Source organism: Nitrincola sp. A-D6 (assembly GCF_000764495.1).
Taxonomy (GTDB): Bacteria; Pseudomonadota; Gammaproteobacteria; order Pseudomonadales; family Balneatricaceae; genus Nitrincola.
The window spans coordinates 12,104-35,429 of record NZ_JRLB01000025.1; the positions used below are offsets into that span (position 1 = coordinate 12,104).

22 protein-coding genes and 2 pseudogenes are annotated in these 23,326 nt (G+C 51.0%); 12 read left to right on the plus strand and 12 right to left on the minus strand.

Annotation, left to right across the window (positions count from 1 at the left end; genetic code table 11):
• Positions 1-69: 69 nt before the first annotated feature.
• Positions 70-1,023, minus strand: a complete 954-nt coding sequence (locus LH51_RS05030; protein ID WP_036520385.1) for a LysR family transcriptional regulator — start codon at positions 1,021-1,023, stop codon at positions 70-72.
• Positions 1,024-1,070: 47 nt separating this feature from the next.
• On the opposite strand from LH51_RS05030, the gene LH51_RS05035 reads away from it, so the two are divergent.
• Entirely contained in the window at positions 1,071-2,078 is a 1,008-nt protein-coding gene (locus LH51_RS05035) for a quinone oxidoreductase family protein (RefSeq protein ID WP_200881879.1), read from the plus strand.
• A 211-nt stretch (positions 2,079-2,289) separates the two neighbouring features.
• Here LH51_RS05035 and LH51_RS05040 read toward each other — a convergent pair whose 3' ends face one another.
• Positions 2,290-3,054 (minus strand): AAA family ATPase, encoded by a 765-nt coding sequence (locus tag LH51_RS05040; RefSeq protein WP_081960669.1) that lies wholly within the window; start codon positions 3,052-3,054, stop codon positions 2,290-2,292.
• A 101-nt stretch (positions 3,055-3,155) separates the two neighbouring features.
• Complete coding sequence (locus LH51_RS23410) at positions 3,156-3,581, minus strand: acyltransferase (protein WP_052063456.1); 426 nt, start codon at positions 3,579-3,581, stop codon at positions 3,156-3,158.
• 304 nt (positions 3,582-3,885) lie between these two features.
• Between LH51_RS23410 and LH51_RS20415 the strand changes: the two genes are divergently transcribed.
• Both LH51_RS20415 and LH51_RS05050 read left to right on the plus strand, forming a co-directional pair.
• Positions 3,886-4,119 (plus strand): hypothetical protein, encoded by a 234-nt coding sequence (locus tag LH51_RS20415; protein ID WP_144244182.1) that lies wholly within the window; start codon positions 3,886-3,888, stop codon positions 4,117-4,119.
• Positions 4,071-4,805: an alpha/beta hydrolase gene (locus LH51_RS05050; RefSeq protein WP_052063457.1), complete on the plus strand. Its 735-nt coding sequence runs from the start codon at positions 4,071-4,073 to the stop codon at positions 4,803-4,805. The genes LH51_RS20415 and LH51_RS05050 overlap by 49 nt, the downstream gene beginning before the upstream one ends.
• Positions 4,806-4,811: 6 nt before the next feature.
• Here the strand turns inward: LH51_RS05050 and mgtE are convergent.
• The 8 genes and pseudogenes from mgtE to LH51_RS05090 all read right to left on the minus strand — a co-directional run bounded on the left by mgtE (position 4,812) and on the right by LH51_RS05090 (position 12,101).
• Positions 4,812-6,154 (minus strand): annotated as a pseudogene (mgtE, locus tag LH51_RS05055) (magnesium transporter).
• Positions 6,155-6,379: 225 nt separating this feature from the next.
• A complete protein-coding gene (locus tag LH51_RS05060) occupies positions 6,380-6,853 on the minus strand; it encodes an OmpA family protein (RefSeq protein WP_052063458.1) in 474 nt (157 codons plus the stop codon).
• Between the two features lie 24 nt (positions 6,854-6,877).
• Positions 6,878-8,113, minus strand: a complete 1,236-nt coding sequence (locus LH51_RS05065) for a diguanylate cyclase domain-containing protein (RefSeq protein ID WP_052063459.1) — start codon at positions 8,111-8,113, stop codon at positions 6,878-6,880.
• Positions 8,110-8,655, minus strand: a complete 546-nt coding sequence (locus tag LH51_RS05070; protein WP_036520391.1) for a YfiR family protein — start codon at positions 8,653-8,655, stop codon at positions 8,110-8,112. Before LH51_RS05070 ends, LH51_RS05065 begins: the two co-directional genes overlap by 4 nt.
• A gap of 41 nt (positions 8,656-8,696) precedes the next feature.
• A complete protein-coding gene (locus tag LH51_RS05075) occupies positions 8,697-9,755 on the minus strand; it encodes an FAD:protein FMN transferase (protein WP_052063460.1) in 1,059 nt (352 codons plus the stop codon).
• Positions 9,755-10,624, minus strand: coding sequence for a tRNA cyclic N6-threonylcarbamoyladenosine(37) synthase TcdA (tcdA, locus tag LH51_RS05080; protein ID WP_052063461.1), 870 nt, complete (start codon positions 10,622-10,624; stop codon positions 9,755-9,757). The genes LH51_RS05075 and tcdA overlap by 1 nt, the downstream gene beginning before the upstream one ends.
• Positions 10,618-11,325 (minus strand): DnaA regulatory inactivator Hda, encoded by a 708-nt coding sequence (hda, locus tag LH51_RS05085; RefSeq protein ID WP_036520394.1) that lies wholly within the window; start codon positions 11,323-11,325, stop codon positions 10,618-10,620. Before hda ends, tcdA begins: the two co-directional genes overlap by 7 nt.
• Positions 11,313-12,101 carry a DUF2066 domain-containing protein gene (locus tag LH51_RS05090; protein ID WP_036520397.1) on the minus strand — a complete coding sequence of 263 codons (789 nt, stop codon included), beginning with the start codon at positions 12,099-12,101 and terminating at the stop codon, positions 11,313-11,315. Before LH51_RS05090 ends, hda begins: the two co-directional genes overlap by 13 nt.
• A gap of 151 nt (positions 12,102-12,252) precedes the next feature.
• On the opposite strand from LH51_RS05090, the gene purM reads away from it, so the two are divergent.
• The 8 genes and pseudogenes from purM to LH51_RS05130 all read left to right on the plus strand — a co-directional run bounded on the left by purM (position 12,253) and on the right by LH51_RS05130 (position 20,386).
• Positions 12,253-13,314 carry a phosphoribosylformylglycinamidine cyclo-ligase gene (purM, locus tag LH51_RS05095; protein WP_036520468.1) on the plus strand — a complete coding sequence of 354 codons (1,062 nt, stop codon included), beginning with the start codon at positions 12,253-12,255 and terminating at the stop codon, positions 13,312-13,314.
• Positions 13,311-13,955 carry a phosphoribosylglycinamide formyltransferase gene (gene purN / locus LH51_RS05100; protein ID WP_036520399.1) on the plus strand — a complete coding sequence of 215 codons (645 nt, stop codon included), beginning with the start codon at positions 13,311-13,313 and terminating at the stop codon, positions 13,953-13,955. The genes purM and purN overlap by 4 nt, the downstream gene beginning before the upstream one ends.
• A 14-nt stretch (positions 13,956-13,969) precedes the next feature.
• A complete protein-coding gene (locus tag LH51_RS05105) occupies positions 13,970-14,665 on the plus strand; it encodes a DUF3108 domain-containing protein (RefSeq protein WP_036520401.1) in 696 nt (231 codons plus the stop codon).
• 1 nt (position 14,666) lies between these two features.
• Positions 14,667-14,945 (plus strand): YfcL family protein, encoded by a 279-nt coding sequence (locus LH51_RS05110; RefSeq protein WP_036520404.1) that lies wholly within the window; start codon positions 14,667-14,669, stop codon positions 14,943-14,945.
• 67 nt (positions 14,946-15,012) lie between these two features.
• Positions 15,013-15,384 carry a response regulator transcription factor gene (locus tag LH51_RS05115; protein ID WP_036520406.1) on the plus strand — a complete coding sequence of 124 codons (372 nt, stop codon included), beginning with the start codon at positions 15,013-15,015 and terminating at the stop codon, positions 15,382-15,384.
• A 4-nt stretch (positions 15,385-15,388) separates the two neighbouring features.
• On the plus strand, positions 15,389-17,425 hold the full coding sequence (locus LH51_RS05120) for a 3'-5' exonuclease (RefSeq protein WP_036520410.1): 2,037 nt from the start codon (positions 15,389-15,391) through the stop codon (positions 17,423-17,425).
• 3 nt (positions 17,426-17,428) lie between these two features.
• Complete coding sequence (locus LH51_RS05125; RefSeq protein WP_036520411.1) at positions 17,429-17,626, plus strand: hypothetical protein; 198 nt, start codon at positions 17,429-17,431, stop codon at positions 17,624-17,626.
• Positions 17,616-20,386 (plus strand): annotated as a pseudogene (locus LH51_RS05130) (ATP-binding protein). The gene LH51_RS05125 and the pseudogene LH51_RS05130 overlap by 11 nt, the downstream one beginning before the upstream one ends.
• Before the next feature lie 11 nt (positions 20,387-20,397).
• Here LH51_RS05130 and LH51_RS05135 read toward each other — a convergent pair.
• The gene (locus tag LH51_RS05135; RefSeq protein WP_235263530.1) at positions 20,398-21,510 is read right to left on the minus strand and encodes a DUF294 nucleotidyltransferase-like domain-containing protein; all 1,113 of its coding nucleotides are present in this window, start codon (positions 21,508-21,510) and stop codon (positions 20,398-20,400) included.
• A 246-nt stretch (positions 21,511-21,756) separates the two neighbouring features.
• On the opposite strand from LH51_RS05135, the gene LH51_RS05140 reads away from it, so the two are divergent.
• Positions 21,757-23,286, plus strand: coding sequence for a peptidoglycan DD-metalloendopeptidase family protein (locus LH51_RS05140; RefSeq protein ID WP_052063462.1), 1,530 nt, complete (start codon positions 21,757-21,759; stop codon positions 23,284-23,286).
• The last annotated feature ends 40 nt before the right edge of the window (positions 23,287-23,326 follow it).

Consider the following 23,326-nt stretch of genomic DNA (forward strand, 5'->3'; position numbering starts at 1 on the left):
ACGCCAAGATGTTCGATTTGACTACGATGCGTCTAAACTCGACGCTGTAGCCGTCAGTGGCTATATATTCTATACAAAGTCGCCACCCGCCAGACGGGCGTGATTGCTGATTACAAGTTCACTGAGAAAATCGGCCAGTACGCGCACACGTATTGATTGCGTCAGATCTGACTGGATCACCAGATAAATAGGCTGATCTATACCCAACTCAGTTGCTATACAAACCAACCCTGTATTTATTGCCGAGATATGCGGTAACACGGCCAAGCCAATTCCGGCCTGCGCGGCTACGACCTGAGTGGTGATGGATGTTGTAGTAAGCTTGGGTGCTCTTCCCTGCAATACCCGTTCTACCCATTGTGCGACAGGCAGATGCGCTTGCATGTCGGTCCAGGTGATAAAGTCGTCTTGGTCATAGTGGACTCCATCCGAAACAGGGTTGCGTTTACCAGCATAGGCCTGACTGCAGTAAACGCCATACCCCAGGGTGCCCAGGCGACGCAAATTCACATTGCCGCGCTCCGGCCTGACCATGCGCACGGCCAGATCTGCATCTCGGCGATGTAGATTCGCCGTGGCGATATCAGTCACCACCTCCACTTCAAGCTGAGGATAGGCTTGAAAAAACGCTGGCAAGGCCGGAAGGATCAGCCCTGTTGCCAGGCCTTCGGCCGTGGCCAGACGCACCTTTCCGGTGACTTGCGCATACTGCTCAGCGCCTGAAGAAAAGGCGTTTGCGGCCAGTTCCAGAGCCTCAGCTTTGTCAAGCAGAGCGGCACCATCATCGGTCAGTTTATAACCTGATTGCTGGCGTATAAAAAGCGGTAAATTCAGCGCCGATTCAAGCCTTTCGATACGTCGCGACAGCGTCGCAATGCCCAGACCGAGCGAATTGGCCGCGCCACTAAGTGTGCCACAACGCGCCACAGCAAGAAAAACGCGGGCGTCATCCCAGATCATATGCGCTAGCGGCAGCTTTCCGTTATTGGAAAACCGCTTATCATTTTTATCTATTTTTTTCATATTCGGATTATTCCACACTAGCCTTCCAAGATTCAAGGAGCGCTATCATGAATAAGCACGAATACCCACCAACTCAACCATCACAGCTGTCAGACGGTGATATGCACATTCGTATCAAAGCACCCGGAGGGCCAGAAACACTCGAGGTTATCGCGTCCACGCCACAAGCGCCAGGACCAGACGAAATTCGTATTCGTCAGCACGCCATCGGCGTTAATTTTATTGATATCTATCATCGCAGCGGGCTCCATCCGTTGCCTGAGCCGTATATTCCTGGGGTCGAGGGTGCCGGAGTCGTCGAAGCCGTTGGCACTGAGGTTGATGGAATTCGGGTTGGTGATCGAGTGGTTTATGCTGGCGTTCCCGGTGGCTATGCCTCAACCAGACTGCTACCCGCTTGGCGGGCGGTGCATCTGCCTCAAGAGATTGCTTTTAACACCGCCGCAGCCTCCATGCTGCGTGGACTCACCGCCCATATGTTGCTAACCGTCAGCTATCCGGTTGGCCCTGGGTCAGTCCTGCTTATTCATGCTGTAGCGGGCGGTCTTGGCGTACTACTCACCCGCTGGGCCAAGCAGTTTGGCGCCACAGTGATCGGCACGGCCAGTACAAAAGACAAGGCCGCGTACGCCCTTGCCCAGGGTGCCGATCATGTCATTGTTGGTCGGGATGCCGATCTAGTCCAGGAAATAGCCAAGCTGACAAACGCCAGAGGCGTAGACTTCGTGATTGATGGCATCGGCGGGGATATGCTAAGAAAGTCACTACAAGCTGTCCGCCCCTTCGGGACTGTCGCCAATATAGGTTGGGTGGCGAGACCTGTCTCTCCAATCAGAATAGAGGAACTGGCAACCGCTTCATTAGCAAAGCCAAGCGTCATGGCCTATTCAGCCGATCGAGACCGTTACGCCAAAGCTGCTGCCGCGACGATAAAAGCGTTCAGTGCGGGTGTCGTTGCGGATATCGGCGGAGAGTACAAGCTGGCGGATGCTGCAACAGCGCACAGGGAACTCGAATCTGGTCGCACAACAGGTAGCTTACTTCTGTTACCGTAAGGTTTTACACCTTTGAGGCCTCTTTGTGTCGTCTCGGTGTCGAGCAAGCCGTGCTGCTAATTGAATCCCTAACGGCTCTGCAACTTGGCCTCATGTGGTTATCCAAAGTCAGCAATGGAAAAAAGCAGGCTTTGGCGCATTGTAGAAAATAGGCGTCATACGCATAGATACAATGGATGGAGCGGAAAATCAGCCCCCTTATACTACCTGGTTAGGTATCCTCTTCAGCAAACAAATACCCGAGGATTCGCTCGGGTCCATTCAGGAATTCTTTAGTAATCAGGTAGTGATCTGTTTCGCGGTAGTTTACATCCCGAATACCGTCTTCCTCGAACTGGTATAGCGTGGCACCTGGATAGGCCAGAAGAATCGGTGAGTGGGTGGCAATCAGAAATTGAGCGTGGCGCGGGACTTCAAGCTCATGAATAATTCTTAGGAACGCCAGTTGCCTTTGAGGTGATAGGGCTGCCTCTGGCTCATCAAGGATATATAGGCCGTGTTCAAAGCGATGCTGGAATAGTGCCAGGAAGGATTCACCGTGAGATTGTTGATGCAGCGATTTACCGCCGTAAGCCATAAAATTGGAGACACTGTCGAGATAGCTTGCGAAATTGTAGAAGCTTTCTGCACGCATGAAAAACCCTTCCGTCATTTTAGGCATCCACGAGAGCCGCAGAGCCTGTGCCAGCTCTGATCGGTCTTCTCTCGCTTCCCGATAGTGGTCTCGGTTTCCACCTTCTGGATTGAAACCGCAGATTTCGGCGAGTGCCTCAAGCAGGGTGGATTTTCCACTGCCATTCTCACCGACGAAGAAGGTAACGGGTGTGGGTAGGTCAAGATTAATGCCGTTCCGGAACGCCGGGATATTAAACGGGAAGCTGTTACCGGACATGGGTTCGGAGTTACAGCGTATACTGCGTAAATACGGAGCACCTAAACGGGAAGCACCTTTTTGCGAAATTTTTCTGGACGCCATCAGTAACTCTCACTCTTCCATAGTGCTATGTACTCAATGAGCTTTTACAATAGCACTCATCATCAATATTGTGGAATGGATTGGCTGATAGACAAACAGTGTTACTCAATGGTTTTATTGATGTGTTTAATAAATCTTGCGGGAACACCACCTACAACTGTGAATTTTTTTACATCTTTAGTTACGACTGCTCCAGCTGCTACAACAGCACCCTCTTCGATAGTAACTCCTGGAAGTATAATAACGCCAGCACCAATCCAAACCTTGTCCTGAACTACAATTTTTTTTGTAAAAACTCCTCGACCTTTACCCTCTTCAAACACAATATTGTGACTTGCAGATTCAAAAGAAACACGTGGACCAATTAAAACTTGATTACCAATTACAATATCATCACCATTACATTCAAATCTGGTTTCACTATTGAAGTATGTATCATTCCCAATAAAAATTTTATTAGTAGTATCAGCACGTAAGGATAGAGGGCCAGTAATTGAAGCTCTAGCGCCTATATTTATTCCTGCCATACGATATAATCTTGGTCGGACTCTATTAAAAACCCAATACCGAGGTAAAGAATTCCCAATAGAAATTAATATATGATTATAAAAAACCCTCATCATCATGATATTTAATCACTCAATTAAAATTAATATAATATTATTTTTAATATTAACACAATTAAACCTTTTTTCAACATAAACATTTATATTAAAAACCTTAAAATAGGTCATAAAAACTGACATATAAAACACAATGTTATATTATCGGCTGATATCCAGCGTGATAATCACACTGGCGTTTTTGCCTATACACCTGAAAGGATACGGGATGAATATCGGGTTATATATCACAGGGTTTGTATTCATAGCGGTATTCGCTGCTATGGTGTTACGACAGCGTTTTCACCGGCGACTGCGTCAGGAGCTTAGCCCCTCCCGTGAACCAGTCACCGAATTACCTGACCTGGCTCCACTTGATTGCCAAACGGTTCGCTTTGCGACGCAGCGGGGCGAATGCTGGAGGGTTGGTGGCTGGCTGATGCAAAAGCGCAAGGCCAGGTGATATTAACGCATGGCTGGGGCGCTAACCGCAGGGCATTGTTTCCTTTGGCACCGATGCTGTTGGCGGCCGGATGGAATGTACTGCTGTTTGACGCGCGCAACCATGGCAATAGCGACGAGGATACCTTTTCTTCCATGCCGCGTTTCGCTGAGGATATTGATGCGGCGATAGCCTGGTTAAATGACACTCAGGGTCAGCGTCCGATTGCGTTGATCGGTCATTCGGTCGGTGCAGCAGCGACGCTTCTGGCTGCTTCGCGCCGTAACGATATCGCAGCCGTGGTGAGCTTATCCAGCTTTGCCCATCCCGCCGACATGATGAAGCGGTGGTTAGTGGAAAAAGGCATCCCTTTTTATCCATTGGGCTGGTATGTGCTGCGCTATGTAGAACGGATTATCGGGTATCGATTTGACCGGATCGCACCGCTTGAGAGTATAACCCGTATAAGTTGCCCTGTTCTGCTGGTGCATGGCGACAGCGATACAGTTATTCCGTTAGAAGACGCTTATCTACTGGCCAGCAAAACAGATAACGTCCTGCTGCGTGTCGTAGCGGGCGGCCATGATCTGACGCCCAGCATTGTTGAGCATGGCGAAGAGTTAGTTGATTTTTTACAGCTGTCCAGGCAGCCAAGCGTCAAGACTCAACTCATCCGCGACGAACCGGTAAGTGAATTAGTCAAATAATTGTGGCTACAACCCCAATATCGCCGTAGCTATACCAAAATACACCAGGATCCCCGCCGCATCCGCTATGGTTGCGACCAAGGGTGCACTGGCAGTGGCTGGGTCCAGACCCAACCTATGCAACACAAAGGCAGACTCAAGCCCAGCAGGCTACCCAGCATAACCACGGCGATCATGCTTAATGCCACAATCACAGCGATATCCATACCGCCACGGAAATGACCAATAAAAGCGACGGCAAAGGCCATGGTCAAGCCAAGCGCCAGCGCCACCAGTATTTCCCGACCAAATAATTTTGCCCAGTCAGACAGTTTCACATCCCCGGTTCCTAGCCCACGTACCATCAGCGTTGAAGCTTGAGAGCCGGCGTTACCGGCACTACCGATCAATAACGGCATAAAGAAGACCAGCACGGCATACTTGGCAATGGTATCTTCATAGATGGCAATTCCAGCGGCGGTAAAAATATTGGCAAACACCAGTAACAACAGCCAGAAGATGCGTTTGCGATACAGCATAAAGATGCTGGCATCTTTGAAACTGCCTTCAAGCCCGCCGACAGACCCCCCTTTGAGCATATCTTCGGTGGCTTCGGCTTCGGCGACGTCCATCGCATCATCATAGGTGACGATACCGACCAGGCGCTGCTGACTATCAACCACCGGCAGTGCCAGTAAGTCATAGCGGCTGATCATTTTTGCTGCTATCTCCTGATCCTGATCCGGTGACATGGTGATCAGTTCAGATTCCATCAAATCACTGATCAGTGCCGTGGGCCGGCTGACAATCAACTCGCGTAGTGAAATGGTGCCGACTAAACGGTGCAGCTTGTCCAGCACATAGATCTGATAGATGGTTTCGGCATCCGGGGCGGTTTTACGTATTTTGTCCAGCGCCTGCAGCACCGTATCTGTGACCGGCACGCTGGCATAGTTACTGGTCATGATGGCGCCGACGGTTTCGTCCTCATAGGAGGCCATGCGACGGAGATCTTCGCGCTCCTCCTGCGCCATCAGCTTGAGTACCGAGGTCTGACGGTCTTCATCCATGATATTGAAGAGATCCGCACGCTCATCCGAGTCCATGCAGTTCAACAGTTGTGCCAGCCCTTCCGTTGTCATCAGTTCAGACACCTGGAACTGGGTGTTTAACGGCAGATAACCAAATACTTCAGCACGCTCTTCAATATCCAGATGCGCCAATAGCTTCAGACTGACTTCAATCTCTTCATGACGAAGAAACTCGGCCAGGTCGGCAGGCTGAAATTCGGCCACCAGGGATTCCAAGGCAATAACATCTTGTTTTTCCATTGCCTGGCGCAGGGAATCAGCGAGTTCTGCGTAGTTCATTTATCAGTCTCCAAAGCGGGCTCTACGCCGGCCCAGACTGACCCACTGAATCTGATCAGTGGTTAAGGAAGGTCGTGCATGGAGCGGGCAAGTAACGGCTTTTTTTAATACTAAAACAACATCGACTGGAGTCCATGATGCTCCTCAGATTAGACCATAGAATTATGTATAATATATTGAAAAAAGGCGTATTTTGTCAAGAAATACGCCCCTGAAGAGAGAAGGTTAATTGGCTACAATGATGGTGACACGCCGGTTTTCGCTACGCCCATTCAATGTGCTGTTGTCAGCTATCGGCTTACTTCCTCCCATCCCACGCACCTGAATATTCTCCCTTGACATACCACTGCTGATCATCACCTCGGCAACAGCCATTGCCCGCCGTTCTGACAGTATAATATTATAGGCGGGATCACCGAATGTATCTGTGTGCCCTTCCAGAGTAAGCCCACTAATACCAACGTCCAGAAAGTCCTGGGTAATATTGGCAATAGTTTGCTGACTATCTGCAGCTATTTCATCAGAATCAAATTGGAACAAAACCTTGGCGGCCAGACCGAACTCCCAGCCTTCATCAGACAACTGAAATCCATACTTTTGCAGAACAGCTATCTGTTCAGAATTCAACCCATCCCTCGTCTGAAACAGCTGGCACGCCGTTAATGTCAACATACACACCAGCAAAATCACTACTCTCACAATACAATCCCCTCTGTATAAAATTTATTTAATGTGGAAATTTTTCGCGTTTTTCTTTGCGGTATACATAGCTTCATCAGCCGCTTGCATCAAAGTTTTGGGAGTGTCACCATGCTGAGGAAAGGTAGCGACACCGATAGTCAGTGCAAAAGGAATCCGCTCCCCACTCTCCAGAATAATCGGATGAGACATAGCGTCTACAATCTTATTGGCGATCACCTCAAGATCCTGATCTTGCTGTAAGGGCTGTATCAGTATGGCGAACTCATCTCCGCCGAGGCGCGCCAACTGATCCTGTTCTCTGATCAAAGCTCCAAGCCGTTTCGCTGTTGTAATCAGAACATCATCCCCGGCCGCATGCCCAAAAGTATCGTTGATAGATTTAAACTGGTAACCATCAATATAGAGCAGTGCCAGTCGGGTACCCTTGCCACGCGTAGAAATAATCTGCTGAGATAGCGTCCGCTCAAAACTGGCTCGGTTAGCCACTCCCGTCAGTGAGTCATGATTCGCCTTGAAACTAAGCGAGGTGTTCTCTTGCTGCAGTTGCCCTTCCCAGGTTTCTATCTCGTCCAGCAAGATATTCAGGTCTTCTGCCAACTCGCGAATTTCATAAATTGAACTGAGCGGTGCACGGAGTTCAAAAGAACGTTCACGCGCAATTTTTCTGGCAATACTGGCCAAATCCTGAACAGACCTACAGATGAAGGTATGGATGCGTCCACCCTCAATATTTGCGCCCAACGTACTGATAATCAGGCTGATAAATACAGCCAAAATACCGCACAGCAAAAATATGAAAAATACAGTGCCATCCGTATAAATTTTCAGTTCGCCAACCTGCTCGCCATTATGACGAACGGGTACAATTTTGGGCTGATCCAGTATCAGACCCAATACCTGCCGCTCGATCTGACCCCATTGGGTTTTACCAGAGGCACTCCATGAGTAGAGTGTGTCTCCATGCGCGTCGAGTACAACAACTTCCGAAAGTTTTTCAGTTTCCTGAATCAGACCAACTCCCTCACGTATCGCTTCACTGTCTTTGAATACTACAGCAGCCTCAAGTGTATAAGACAACACGCGACTAACCAGTTTCTGGTTATGATCTGCCAGGTTAATCAAGGCAAACAAGCCTAATACCGTGAGGATGGCACCCGCTGTAATAATACCCACGACATTAGTGCGTATTTGTGCTTTGTGCATCAATTTACGCAACGTGACTATTTTGCGATAATTGATGCCAGTGTCCTGATTCATCTGGTTGGCTCCAACTCTCTTCCAAGCTTCAGTACTTGTGGGTGTATGCGAATACCACTGCGTGCTACTGCGTCCAGGTTGACTTGGAATGAGACACCCTTCTCAATAAGATTCAAACAGATCAAACTACCTCCATCACAGCGGGGACTGTCTTCTACGATACTCAGCACAGGCTTGCTTGAAATTTCTGACAGGAGGCTATACTGCTCTGAAGAAGGAAGCGATCCGATATAAAGAATGTCGCAACTGCTCAGATCCCAATAATCACCTTCCGGATAAGAGTGCCAGGTGTAAGAGTTCCTGTTTATATTTTGGTTAAGCAGAGCTTGTTCATAGCGCGCTGTTCCAACGATACAGGCTTTCGCAGGAGCCAGGTTTTCAGGCCAGCGAGAATAGCTGATAATTCCCAATACAATATAGGAAACCTGTTGCCCAACCCCCTGCTCTTTATCTACTTCAGTATCAGACGATGAAGCGGCCTTCACTGGACCCGGCGTCAGAAAAACAACTGATATGAGAGCAAAAAAAATTAAAAAGCGCATCACGGAACACTGCTCCTAACGTTATCTCGCTAATAATAGTATCACTTGCCCTGCATCAACGCCTGTGCTTTCTCTTCTCCAAGGTACGCAACCATGGCGGATGACAGGTGTGTGGTCCAGTCACCTGCGTTTCTTTCCAACATCAATACCCGCAGACCCAATGATTCAGCCAGTGGCAAACCGTCGGTTCCCAGTACCATCATTGCGGTTGCCCAGGCATCTGCATTGGCGTTTTCAGGGGTCAGTACCGTCACCGAAGCAACTCGGTGGTCTATTGGCCAACCAGTGAGCGGATTGATGGTATGAGAAAATCGCTGTCCATCGACTTCGAAATAATTGCGGTAATCCCCGGATGTTGCTACTGACATATCTTTTACTGGAATAATATGATGTGCCACCTGAACTCCGCTATGCGGCAGCTCTATACCAATGCGCCAGCTCTGACCCGGCTCACGCTCACCAGATGCCACCATCTCGCCACCAATATTCACCAGGAAGTGACTTAGCCCCTGAGCTGTCAGATAACGCGCTACTTCATCCACACCAAAACCCTTGGCGACACCAGACAGATCAATAAAAAAATCCTGCTGCCGACGAGCCTGCCCGGCGGCGGCATCTAATTGCAAACCTTGATAGCCTGCCGTTTCCAAACTCGCCTGCAACTGCCCCGGATCAGGAATCGCATCCGGACGCTGCTGCGGACCAAAACTCCATAGATTGACCAAATTCCCTACTGTCACATCAAATGCTCCATCACTCTGCGCAGAAATAGTCTGGCTCAATGACAACACCTGCATCAGCTCCGCTGAGACAGCCATCCACTCACCAACCGGATGGTCATTCAACTGCATCAATTCCGACTCAGGTTTCCAGGTCGACATTTGCCAGTCAACCCGCTCCAGTGTTTCTTCGATTCCCTGACGCAATGCAATCAATTCTTCATCCGTGATCGGATCAGCCACCGACACCACCCATGTGGTACCAAAAATCCCACCCTCAAGACGCTTAACTTCGGGAGGCGTTTCTGTTTCAGCGCAACCTGCCAATAACATCAAGCACAACAACACCAGCAGCAGATACAGCGAACGCATCGATCTCATTAGCCTGTTACCTCAGTTTTTATAGCGTTACTGTCAGCCGCCAGCTGACGTACAAAACGGGCTTCCATTTTCTTTAACAAACGCGCCACTGCGACAAACCCAAAGGTTGCCGTGACACAGGTTGCGGCACCAAAGCCCCCGGCACAATCCAGTCGCGCTGACCCGCCTGTGTCTGGCTTGCGATGACATACGCTGCCATCCGCCTGCGGATAACGTAGCTGTTCGGTGGAGTACACACAGTCGATACCAAATTTGTCAGTTTTACTGAAACCATGATGGCGCTTTAACACAGAGCGTAATTTGGCGGCCAGTGGATCTTGAGAGGTTCGGGTCAGATCGGTAACGTTGACCTGTGTTGGATCGGTTTGCCCACCCGCACCACCTATGGTGATCACCGGGATTTTACGGCGTTTACACCAGGCAACCAACGCCGCTTTGTCGCGCACATTATCGATGGCATCCACAACATAATCGGCATCGTCAGGAATCAGCTCCGCTATATTGGAGGCTTGAATAAAAGCAGCCTGAGTAACAACCTGACAATAGGGGTTAATATCGCGCAGACGCGCCGCCATAGCCTCCACTTTCATCTGGCCAATACTGCTGGACGTGGCATGAATCTGACGATTAACATTACTGATGCAGATATCATCCAGATCGATCAGGGTGATACGGCCAATCGCAGTTCGGGCAAGCGCTTCCGCCACCCAGGAACCCACACCACCAATCCCTACCACGATGACTTGCGCCTGACGATAATACTCAGTCAGTGATTTGCCATACAGACGTTGTGTGCCACCAAAACGTAATTGATGATCAGCATCGGCCGCGACTGGATCAACGCCGGACTGTGTAGCCTGTGTCACCATCCCATCACCTGCTTCACAAAGGGTACAGTAATACGGCGATGGGCACTTAAAGAGGCATGATCCAGCTGATCCAGCACTTTGAGCAGGTCGATCAGGTCACGCTTACCATGGTGCATAATATAGCGCAGCACTTCATCACTGAGCTCAAACCCACGACTGGAAGCTCGCGCTTTCAGGGTTTCAATTTTGGCTTCTTCATGCAGTGGCTGCACCTGAAACACCATACCCCAATGCAGGCGTGACGTGAGATCCGCTAACTGCAGCTGCAGACCGGATGGTGGCTGTGTGGCAGCCGTCAGCAGCGCCACATTGGCTTGACGCAGACGGTTGAACAGGTGAAAAACGGCTTCTTCCCAAACTGCGTTTCCCGCAATTTCTTGCAGGTCATCAATACAGACCAGGTCCATCTGTTCCAAACCATCAAACAAGGAGGCGTCGTAATCAATCAATTCACTCAGGGGAACATAAGCAGCATGACGTCCTAGTGCATCGGCATGATGACAAGCACTCTGTAACAGATGCGAACAGCCCTGCCCAGCACTGCCCCAGAGGTAGAGAATTTGTTCGCCCTGGCCAGATGCCGACGCTTTAAGAGCCTCACACAGCAGACCATTGTCACCGCTGATAAAATTTTCAAAGCGCGCTTCTTCACGCAAAGAGATACCCAGTGGCAACTGCACAGGGGGTGTCAGATTGGACATAACTCAGTTCCAGAAAAATTCCAGCTGCCCATCTGGCAGTTCGGTAAGTTGAGATCCACGTAACAGCTCGCGCTGCAAAGCGGAAACCGCACCTTCATAATCAACACTGACCGCAGCGTGCCGGCATTAAAACTCACCGGTATGACCGCCTGAGAACCCAGGCGTTCCTTTAGCAGATCCATCACCTGCAGATAATTGCCGACTTGATTTAACCGGTAGATGGTTAGTAGATGGCCGGGGGGCGTCATTAGACCAGAGAGGGGTAAGGGTGCGGTGATGGCATCCGGATCCAGAGACGCATTGGCTGATGACGAAGGAGCTGCCTGATGAATGTTTGTTAGCAGGCTATCGGCCTGTGACTGCCATTCACCTTGCGTAGATAGCACTTGACGTTCACCACCTTGCCAAATCACCCATTCAGTAAAAGGTTCTGCGCCGCCCGCATCGATACGCCCAACCACAACAGCGTCGGCGGCATAACGCGCAGAGGCTGCCAAAATCGCGTCATCAGCACCCTGCCATAAGGCTTCAACACTCAAAACCTGCTGATCAGCCAGATCCATCAAGGGTGACAATACGACTAACGATCCCGAAGCGGAGACACGCAGCCCACCGATCAGCGGATGTCCCGTAGTAGCATAGTCACGCACACCCGCCCGCTCTTCGGCCAGCCAGACCAGTACTGACTCGGCTGCCTGACCTTGCAGTGGTAGCAACAACAGCAACATAGCCAGGGCTTGCTTCCAATTCAACCTGTTTGATTCGCTCTGTCTCATGGGCAATTAATTCCGCCTGCTGATTTTTTTAACCGATTTTTACAGAATTTGAGCAACAACTTTAACACACAATAGCCCAGCCACCAGCAACCTGCTAAACTTGCTGGCTGAATTTCTTCTTCTCATCCGTGATCTAAAGGTCGGATACACCATGTCTACAGATTCTGTAAAAACATCGCTCAGTTACAAAGATGCCGGGGTCGATATCGATGCCGGAAACGCGCTGGTCGAGCGCATCAAAGGTGTGGCCAAACGCACTGCTCGCCCGGAAGTCTTAGGTGGACTGGGTGGTTTTGGTGCCCTGTGTGAAATCCCGGAAGGCTACCGCAAGCCGGTTCTGGTTTCCGGCACTGACGGTGTAGGCACCAAACTGCGCCTGGCGATGGAACTGAACAAACACGACACCATAGGTATCGATCTGGTTGCCATGTGCGTGAATGATCTGGTGGTAGCTGGTGCAGAGCCACTATTGTTTTTGGATTACTATGCTACCGGGCGCTTAAATGTGGATATGGCCGCTGATGTGGTTACCGGTATAGGCAAGGGTTGTGAACTGGCTGGAGCGGCACTGGTCGGTGGCGAAACGGCTGAAATGCCCGGTATGTACGAAGGTGACGACTATGACTTGGCCGGTTTCTGTGTCGGCGTCGTGGAAAAGGATGAGATCATTGATGGCTCACTGGTCAAAGCAGATGATGCCCTCCTGGCACTGGCCTCTTCAGGCCCTCATTCCAATGGCTATTCGCTGATCCGCAAAATTATTGAAGTCAGCCAGGCTGACCTGCAGCAACCGGTCGGCGATACCACGCTGGCAGCCGCCCTGTTAGAACCCACACGTATCTATGTGAAATCACTGCTGCAACTGATCAAAACCCTGCCGGTTCATGCGCTTTCACACATCACCGGTGGCGGTCTGCTGGAAAATATTCCACGTGTCCTGCCTGCCGATGCCAAAGCTGTACTGAATGCCGACAGCTGGACTCTGCCGGCTGTCTTTGACTGGTTACAACAGACGGGCAATGTTGATCTGCAGGAGATGTACCGCACCTTCAACTGTGGCGTCGGTATGGTGATTGCCGTTGCCCAAGTCGATAAAGATAAAGCCCTTGCACTGTTAAACCAGCTGGGCGAAACAGCCTGGGAAATCGGTCATATCGAAACCGCGGCGGCAGGTGAAGCCCAGGTTGAAATGCGTTCCGGCAACAGCGTATGAGTAAACGTATCGTTGCATTGATCTCTGGCAGCGGTTCAAATTTACAGGCGATCATGGACCAATGCAGCCAGGGCAGTATCAATGGACAGGTGGTTGGCGTTATCAGCAACCGTGATGATGCCTTTGGCCTGAAACGTGCTGAAATGGCCGGCATTCCCGGCTATTTTATCAGTCATCGCGATTATGCCAGCCGGGAAAGTTTTGATCAGGCATTAATACACCAGATCGATGCCTGCGAGCCTGATCTGGTGGTACTGGCAGGCTTTATGCGCATTCTCAGTCCGGAATTCGTGCGTCACTATGCCGGACGGCTGTTCAATATTCATCCGTCCTTGCTGCCACGTTATAAAGGCCTGAACACCCATCAGCGGGTACTCGAAGCGGGCGACCCGGAACACGGTTGCACAGTTCATTTTGTTACCGAGGAACTGGACGGCGGCCCACTGGTCATACAGGCCAGAACCCCCGTACTAACGAGTGATGATTCAGCTTCGCTTCAGGGTCGGATGCATACACTGGAACATCAAATCTACCCACTAGCTGTCAGTTGGTTCTGTGCTGAACGACTCAGGCTTACAGAAGAAGGGGTGTTACTTGACGATACCCTGCTGCCAGCTTCAGGCTTTCAACTGGAGCCTTAACGAGAGGATTTTGCATGCTGCACAGAGGTTGCGTTACGTTATTGACACTGCTATTGAGCTTTCCGGTCCTGGCCAGCCCGGTTGAGCTAAAGCCCTACCGGGCGGTTTATAGCAATAAAGTGGACGCAACCATTTCTATCAGTGGTGAAGCGATTCGTGAGTTAAAACAGCTGGAGGATGGCACCTGGGAACTGTCTGTTGAAGCCTCTGCGATGATGGCCAATATTCGCGAAACTACGCGTGTAACCCAGCGAGACAATCAACTGCTGCCGCTGCGTTATGACTATCACCGCCGCATCCTGACCCGAAACCGCACCGCCCAATTACGTTTTGACTGGGATGCGGGTTATGTCACTACCGACATTGACGACAAACCCTGGCGCATGTCGATCGAACCGGGAGTACACGATAAGCTCAGCTATCAATTGCAGATGCCTGCCGATATTGCGGCCGGAAAAACCACACTCAGCTATCAGGTAGCCGATGGTGGGCGCATGCAAACCTACCGTTTCAATGTCATGGGTGAAGACTTAGTTGACACCCCTGCCGGTCAGTTCAATGCCATTCGCGTTGAGCGCGATAGAGGCGAAAATTCTGACCGGGAAACCCTGATCTGGTTTGCCCCGGAGCTGGACTACATGATTGTTCGTCTGGAGCAGATTGAGCCAAAGGGTGACCGCTTCACCCTGCTACTGAAACAAGCCCAATAAAATGAATGATATCTCCCTGCAAGCCGATAGCGCTTATGAAAAACTAATACGCCTGGAAGCCAGCGCCGAAACCAGCAGCGATGAGCTGTTCTGCTGTGCCTACCTGCTAGGTCATTTAAGCCTGATCAACGGTCAGGAATCAATGGACAGTACGAGTCTTGACCAGTTGATGCATACCAGCCTGCAGCAGGCTTTTAGCGTTGACCACCTCACTGATCAGGATAAAGCCGCCATAATGGCACTCTGGGATAGTCTGTGTTTATCGGCGGATCAGGATTAATTCTAACCCACACTTTCAACTTACCCTCATTCGCACTAGACTTAACTGAAAAGAATAAGGAGTGCATATGACCAAAGTACTGGTAGTGGATGATGAACCAAACATCCTGTTATCACTCGAATTTTTGATGGAGCAAGCAGGCTTCACTGTTTCAACAGCTGAAGACGGTGAAACAGCTCTGGAGCGTATTAGCCAGATTGAACCGGACTTGGTATTACTGGATATCAGCTTACCCGGCATCAGTGGATTTGATGTTCTGGAGCAGCTACGCAAAGACAGTCGCTTTACCCAGCTACCGGTGATTATGCTAACAGCCCATGGACGTGAAGTGGAACGCGAAAAAGGCATGGCGCTGGGTGCCGATGATTACATCACCAAACCCTTCTCCACCCAGTCACTGGTACAGAAAGTCAGGACTCTGCTTCAGGAAACGGACTAAGCCTATGCCAAAACGTCAGTTTCTTCTAGGTATCTGGATGCTGGCAACAGGCCTGATTACCTTTGCTGCCATACTCTTCGGGGCGCTGTTAGACAGTCAACTAACGCCGAATCCTTCCAGCCGGATTATGCTTTGGGCCGCAGTACTTCTGGCGCCGACGACTATGCTTTTAATCGGCTTTTGGCTGGAGTACAAACTGTTCTCTCCCCTGCGGCATCTGCAAATCCAGTTTGCCCGCCTTGCAGCCAACCCTGATGCCAAAGATGACTTTAAACCGGAAGGCTGGCTCAGCGGCCTGAGCAATGACTTTTCCCGCTTACGCGAGGGTTGGCGCAGTGACCGGGAACTGCTCAGCTCAGCACGGGAGGAAGGCGCACGAGATGCGGCCCGAATACGTCACGAACTGGAAGCCGTTCTGGCTGTACTGGATACACCTCTACTGCTGTGCGATAAACACCAGCGTGTGCTGATGTTGAATCCTGCTGCGAAAGCTTTTTTCAGTGACCATCCGGCATTAGGCCTTGGGCGTCATCTACAGCAACTCCTGCCCTTACCCAACCTGACTGAAGCGCTGAAAAAACTCCCTACCGATGGCAGCCCCCGGCAGCTCTTGCTACACCATGAAGAACGCTGGCTTCGCTGTGATCTGCGCCGTGTCCGTGCCAACCAGGGCGAAGCCTTACTGACACTCACCGACACCACCGACACGCATGAAAGCCATCAACGCTGGCGCCAGCCGCTAGCGCAGCTACTACCAGAGCTCCGGGGACATACCGCCAGCCTGACCACTACTGCTGAAGCACTTAGCGGATCAGCACCGGACAGTGATATTCGTCCTAAGCTGGAAACAGCGATGCATGAAGAAACCCGCATACTGGGAGACCTGATTGATCAGCTATCCCGTGTGCTCGAATCGCTGCAGCTGGATCAGACCTGTCTGTCTGACACCTGGTCGGTGGACCTGACCAGTGCCATGACCGACCTCTGGGAAGATAAGGCGATCAACATCACCCCTATCGGCATTCCAGCCTGGTTTAGTGCCGATAGCCCCACCCTGCTGGCGATGCTGGAGGTACTACTGCCTACACTGAGCGACAGTGTGGCTATAAAAGCCTTTGATATTGAGTTTTGCTTAGGTAATAAACGCATCTACCTGGATCTGGTCTGGGAAGGTCAACCGGTAGCCCAGCACACATTGGAATCCTGGCGATCCTTGCCTTTATCCGAGCAGCCCCTGGCACCGCGAATCAGCGATGTACTCAGCCAGCATAACTCTGACTGGTGGTGCTTGCCAGATCATGATCGTGAACATGCACGCCTGCGCATTCCCTTACCAGCCACTGACCGTTATGCCGAGCCAGATCGTAAAACCCAACCCAGACCGGAGTTCCATGATTTCAGCATTGCTGAACTGCCACCCCCTGACAGTGAATTGGGCAGCTGTTTGTTGAAGCAGCTGGAAATGGCCGTATTTGACACTGAAACTACCGGCTTAAAGCTACGCGATGGCGATACAGTTGTCAGTATCGGCGCCTGCCGTATCATCAATGGTCGTTTACGTGCCAATGAACATTTTGATCAACGCGTCAATCCAGGCATGCCGATTCCAGCCGAAAGCACACGCATACATGGCCTCAATGATGACGATGTACGTGATGCACCGCCTCTCGCCGTGGTTCTACCCCGTTTTCGCAACTATGTTGGACAGGCCGTTCTGGTGGCACATAATGCTGCCTTTGACATTCTGGCGATAAATCTGCCAGGACAGGAAGCCGGTGTCCACTTTGATATGCCGGTACTGGATACGCTGCTGTTATCTCGTGCCATTGACCCGGATTTAGAAGAGCATGGACTGGATGCACTTTCAGAGCGCTTTCAGATCACTTTTCCTGCAGGCACACGTCATACCGCACTGGGCGATGCAAGGGTCACGGCTGAGCTGATTCTAAACCTCATTCCGCGCCTGGAAGCACGCGGCATCCATACACTACAGCAGGCACTGGAACTCCAGGCCACCGCTGAGTCAGTCAGGGTGGGCTAGCGGATGCATGGCAAGTCGCTCATCAGCCGCCTTGTGTCTCTCACACTACTGGGGGTGCTGTTTTTTACTCCCCCACTGCTGCTGCTGTTTGATATACCTGCTGAAAACGGCTTGTCCTGGCTACCCGTCTGGTTATTCAGTGGTTGGCTGGTACTGATTATGCTAACCGCCTGGGTCATGGAACGTAGCGATGAAGAATGAAATCCTCGTTCTACTGGTTGCTTTCAGCTATCTGGCACTGTTATTTCTGATTGCTGCCTGGGGTGACAAGCGCGCCGAACAAGGGCGTTCGTTAATCGGTTCACCAACTGTGTATGCCTTGTCCATTGCCGTGTACTGCACCGCCTGGACTTTTTACGGCAGTGTCGGTCGAGCAGCCGAGGCAGGCCCCAGTTTTCTGTTGATTTATCTCGGGCCAACCCTGGCGATGCTGGCGGGCTGGATGCTGATTCGCAAAATGGTGCGGATTGCCAGGGCGCAACGCCTGACCTCAATTGCGGATTTTATCAGTGCCCGCTTCGGCAAGAGTGAAGCCATCGGGGCACTGGTTGCGGGGATCGCTGTTATCGGCATCATCCCTTATATTGCTTTGCAGCTGAAAGCCATCACCATCAGTTTTGATGTGCTTACCGGATATCCTGCTGTAGGAAGACAACGTGGCGCCGACATTTCGTTCCTGCTGGATCAATCCTTCTGGATCTCAATAGTGCTGGCGGTCTTTATTATACTTTTCGGCACCCGCCAGCTTGATGCCAGCGAGCGCCATGAAGGGATGGTCACCGCGATTGCATTTGAATCCCTGGTGAAGCTGTTCGCCTTCATGACTGTCGGGGTATTTGTGGTTTTTGTACTCTACGCCGGCCCCACCGACCTGTTTGCCCAAGCCGCGAAACACCCGGATCTGGCTGGCTCGATGGGGCTGGCCAGTGTACCTGGAGGTGCTGCAGGCTGGGTAGCTTACTGGTGTTGTCTATTCTCGCCTTTTTAACCCTGCCCCGACAGTTTCAGGTACTGGTGGTAGAAAATGTGGATGAGCGTCATATCAAGCGCGCCGCCTGGGTTTTTCCGCTCTATCTGCTGGCAATCAATCTGTTCGTCATTCCGGTAGCTTTGGCTGGGGTTATGCTTGGAAGTGCCGCCGGCGCACCGGACAGTTTTGTGCTCACACTGCCCTTGTCAGCCGGGTTGAGCTATTTGCCCCTGGTGGTCTTTATCGGTGGCCTGTCAGCCGCCACCAGCATGGTGATTGTGGAAACCATCGCGCTCTCTACCATGGTCAGTAACCAATTGGTGATGCCGATACTGCTGCGCTGGCGACGCCTGCATCTGGATCAGAGCAGTGATCTCAGCGGCTGGTTGCTGGGTATTCGCCGTATCACCATCATTCTGATTCTATTGCTGGGCTATCTGTATGTAGCCTTGATCGGAGAATCCTACTCACTGGTGACCATTGGACTGGTTTCCTTTGCGGCAGCGGCACAGTTTGCTCCAGCATTACTACTAGGGCTTTTCTGGCGCGGCGCTACCCGGGCAGGGGCGACTGCAGGCTTGATCGGTGGTTTTGCAGTTTGGTGCCATACGTTACTCATCCCTGGTTTTGCTCAGTCCGGATGGCTGTCACTATCGCTGCTGACTGAAGGGCCCTGGGGGATTGAGTGGCTGCGTCCCTATCAGCTTTTCGGCTTAACAGGGTTGGATATTCACACTCATGCGCTGTTCTGGAGCATGCTGGTGAATGCGGGTCTGATTCTGCTGGTCTCACAGTTTACCCGACAGTCCAGCCTGGAACAGACCCAGGCCGCGCTGTTTACTCAGGCGCTGAGCCAGGATAGCCTGCAAACCCATCTTTGGCAGGGTCACACCAGTCGTGGCGAGTTGCGTCAGTTGGTGTATCGCTATCTTGGTCCGGTAGCAACCGAACGCTTATTCAGCTCTTTCAGCGACACGGCTGACCCGGTCAGTGATGAAAGTCCGGCACCACCGGACATGATCAGTCAGGCCGAAAAGCAACTGGCCGGGGCTCTGGGTAGCTCATCCGCCAGGGTATTAATTAACTCTGTGGTACGTGGGGAAGCTCTGGACCTGCAAGCGGTACTGAGCATACTGGATACCACCTCACAAACGCTGGAGTACAATCGCCGCCTGGAACAAAAATCTGCCGAACTGGCCCGTATTGGCAATGAATTACGCGCTGCCAATGACCGCCTGCGCGAGCTGGACAAGCTTAAGGATGAGTTTGTCGCCATGGTCAGTCATGAGTTACGCACGCCGCTGACATCTATCCGTGCATTTGCCGAAATTCTTAACAACACTCAAGATTTACCCGCTGAAAAACAACAGCACTTTCTGGATGTAATTGTCAGAGAGAGTGAACGCCTGTCACGCCTGATAGAAGAGATTCTCGATCTGGCCAGATTAGAGTCCGGACGCATGACGCTAAAACCTCAGGCCGTTGATCTGGTTGCAGCACTGCACCAATCTGTCGAATCGGTCACCCGGCTCTATGAAGAACGTAACGTAACACTGGAGCTGCAAATTGAGGCGGATAGTGCCTGGGTCAGTGCCGATGTTGACCGCTTGCAACAGGTGCTAATCAATCTTCTTGATAATGCGCGTAAGTTTGCAGCGGAGGATCAGCCTGGTGTTATTGTCAGGCTGTACTCCGATCAGGACAACTACCGTCTAAGCGTTGAGGATAATGGCGTAGGTATTCCGGAAAACCAACGTGACCTGGTATTTGAGAAGTTTCACCAGGTCGAACGAGGCAATACCGAACAGCCACTCGGCCGTCCACGCGGTACAGGTCTGGGCCTGCCCATTTGCCGGGGAATTTTGACCCATCTGGGGGGTAAGCTTTGGGTAGATGAGCCACGCGAGCTTGGTGGCGCAGTACTGGTAATGGAGTTGCCAAAATGTAACCCGGCAGAAGTCACAGAAAACCACACTCCTACAACTGAATAGTCTTGACGTGATTAACCCGCTGCCAGTTTCTGCAATTCCCGAATCTGTATTAATGCCATTTTAAGCTGTTGACGATGATGCGGTGCCAGCCTGCTCTTATCTACCCAACCATCCGGTTTACGCCCCAGTGACACCGCTTCCATCTGCGCATCAAGCAATAATGACAGCAGGTATTCAAGCGCGTCATTCAGCGCTATGGCCCGGTCAGCTGAAAGGTGCCCGGTTTCACTCAACTCAGTCAGGCGACCTTTACAGTCCTGAGCGACAACCCCGTTACGTAATGCCATCAACCGCAAGGCGGCCTGCATCGGCAACAACCCCTGACGCTTAAGATTAATTGCCTGTTGATGCGGTGCATCCTGACCATCGCTGCTGAGGCGGTCAAACCGATCCAACGCTACAGTAGTCTCCTTCTGCAACTCATTCATCTCATCCAGAAACAGACCCGCACCAGGCATTAATTCCAGGATAGTTTGTCTGAATTTATCTGCCAGAGCAGTTTGACCATACACCGGATAGAAATCCAACAGAATATTGGACAGCTGCACCAGCTTGACTGTGCGACGGCGGCTCCAGAGATGCATCTGATCCCTCCATTGATCCAGCGACTTGCGCCATAAGGGCCAGCGCGCCATCACATGTCCCCGACACAGAGGAATCCCTGCGATATCCAGTTTATCAGTAAAGCGCTCACCCAGGGTTTGAAACCAGGTATCTATCTCGTTATGCCGGGTATCTGGATAATTATCAATAATCATCGCGTTATCCTGGTCAGGACCCAGCAGGCTTTCGTGGCGTGCACCTGAACCCAGGGTCAGCACACAAAAATTACACGGCGGATCACCCCAACCCTGACGCTGCATTTCAGCCAAAGATTCACGCAGGGTATAGCGGTAGATCCAGTCATTGTGATCGCTGATCACCTGGCTAATAGACCAGGCAGGCAGATTCAAAACTTGCATTGCCTTAACCAATACCGGCTGCCAGGCTTTCATCTCGGCCATAGAACGCTGTTCATCAACACATGCAAAAGCCTGCTTCAGTGACTCCAGGCAATCAGGCCAGTTTTTTGTATTCGGTAGCCCATCAAGACTAAATAACGATCGCCACCCTGTCTCTGTCATATCCTGCCTCTGAAGCTGCATTATCGATGAAAATATCAATATCACTAAAGTAGGTATAGACGCTTTAGGCGTGTCTGTCTCCTGTCAATATCCGTCAAAGTTTTTGATCTGGCGCAGTAAATACACTCTGATTGAGCAAACAGGGGTAATTAGCATCGATTTAACATTGCATTTTAACCGTTGATCGCGTGATAATGCCCTGCAATTATAATATTTATCTATAATTGATAACGTTCAGGGTATAGGATGCAACTGAGAAACACACACAAGTCAGCTCTCAGCTTACAGAGCATTCCAGTCAAACACCTCGTCGCACTTTTTTTGGCGTTGCTGATTATTCTTGCTGCTGCCCTATGGCCAGGTTCAGACTCAGAGCAGGCCACCAGCGAACGACATACCTTCGCCGTAAATTCACAAATAAGTTCACAAGATAATCGAACCATCACACCTCAGATTCGTTACCGCAGCAGCACAGCAACACAACCAGTGAATCCAGACAACTCAGGTACTGAAACCACCCGCTCACCTGATAGTGTTGAATTGACACGCTCTGAACCTGAAATACTCCATGAAAATGATGAGCAAATGCTCTCAGTTCAAGCTCTATCTGAAACGACTGAAATCGATGGAACTCATGAAGATGTTGATCTGGCAGCTCCAGTTGAACTTGAACTGAAGATTGCCATTGATCAGGGTGATACGCTCAGCACAATCTTTGATCAGGTGGAAATTAGCCAGACTACCATGTATCAGATACTCTCAGCTGATGAGCAAGTACTGGCACTGGACATCTTGCGACCTGGCAACATCCTGACCTTTCGTAAGCATCCGGAAACACTGGAGCTTGAAGAAATGGAGCTTTACATCCACGCAGGCAGTCGGATTATTTATCGCCGCGTTGATGAACAGAACTTTGAATACGAAGAAGTTATCCTCCCTGGCGCCTGGGAACAGGAAATACTCGCCGGTGAAATCTATGGCAGTTTTTATGTTTCAGCAATCAGGGCCGGTCTGAGCAAAGCAGAGATTCATCAAGTCAATGAACTACTGGGCGAGCAGATCGATTTCAACCGCCAGATCCAGGCAGGTGATCGCTTCCAGATAGTACGTAACAGCCAGTATGTTGATGACGAATCCACCGGGCAAACATCCATCGAAGGCATACGTTTGCAGCAACGCAGCCGCTCTTATACAGCGTTTCTGTTTGATGACGGCAACTATTACGATAGTGAAGGTGAAAGTCTGACTCGCGCATTTCGTCGTCACCCACACAATCAGAATTTCCGTGTCAGCTCCAACTACAACCCTCGCCGCTTACACCCGGTTACCGGGCGAGTATCACCGCACAACGGCACTGACTTTGCCATGCCAACAGGCACCCCCGTGGTCAGTATTGGTGACGGCGTGGTCACCCGTGTCGAAAACCATCCGTTTGCCGGGCGCTATCTGGAAATTCAGCACGGCACAACTTACAAGACCCGCTACCTGCACATGCATCGAATTGATGTGCGTCGGGGCGAAACCATCCAGCGAGGCCAACGCATCGGCCTTTCCGGGGCAACAGGTCGTGTAACCGGCCCGCACCTGCATTTTGAACTGCACATCAATGGGCGTCCAGTGAATCCCATGACAGCCAGTCTACCCATGGCCACCTCTGTACCCAAAGAGCAGTTAGCTGAATTCAACAAACGTGTTGATGAACTGGTTGCTATTATGGAAGTTGCACGCGAAGAACAATTCGCCATGCGTCGGGATGAAAGCCAGCCTGGAACCTAACCTATCACACCATGGAGCTTGAGCTCACTACCCTGTTGTT